The organism is Vibrio sp. 1562 (assembly GCF_033340155.1).
In the GTDB taxonomy this organism is placed as follows: domain Bacteria; phylum Pseudomonadota; class Gammaproteobacteria; order Enterobacterales; family Vibrionaceae; genus Vibrio; species Vibrio alginolyticus.
Genome location: NZ_JAWOVY010000760.1, coordinates 1 through 521 on the forward strand (window position 1 = coordinate 1; position 521 = coordinate 521).

General features: G+C 44.3%; 1 pseudogene. It reads left to right on the top strand.

Features of this window, described 5'->3' with window-relative positions:
- Positions 1–521: pseudogene (locus R7Z49_RS27500) on the top strand (glycosyltransferase family 39 protein); the annotation flags it as partial.

Sequence of the window (521 nt, forward strand, 5' to 3'; positions counted from 1 at the left end):
ATATTGCCAGCGCTTCCAATGCTTGCTGTTATTGCGGGTTATGCGTTAACGAACCAAGCTTGGCCTAAATGGACCGACAAATTACTTAAAGCTATCGTGTTGATTTTAAGCGTAGTTTTGTTTTCTGCCGCTGTTGTTGCAGGTCTAGAGGTTAAATCCGTCACGAAGCATTTAGGTGAGTACGATTCTATATTCCCTTACGTCGTATTCTTTCTTGTTGCCGCAGCGATTTGGGTTGGCGCATTTTTTAAAACGCGCACGGTACAGGCTCGATATACCTTTTGGGTGGCTCTTGCGCTGACTTGGGTCTGGTATAGCGTTGCGGGATATACATTGCTTAACCCAGTTCGCACGCCGGCTAAAGAGATCATGTCAGAAGCACAAAAAGCAATCGGTAAAGATGGTGAGTTAGGACTGACGCTATTTAAAGAGCAATTTTTGCTGTTTTCACCTGTGTCGGTAACACATTTTAGCTATTTATCAGATCACAAAGAGCAAGAGCGCAATGCTTGGTTGTGGCT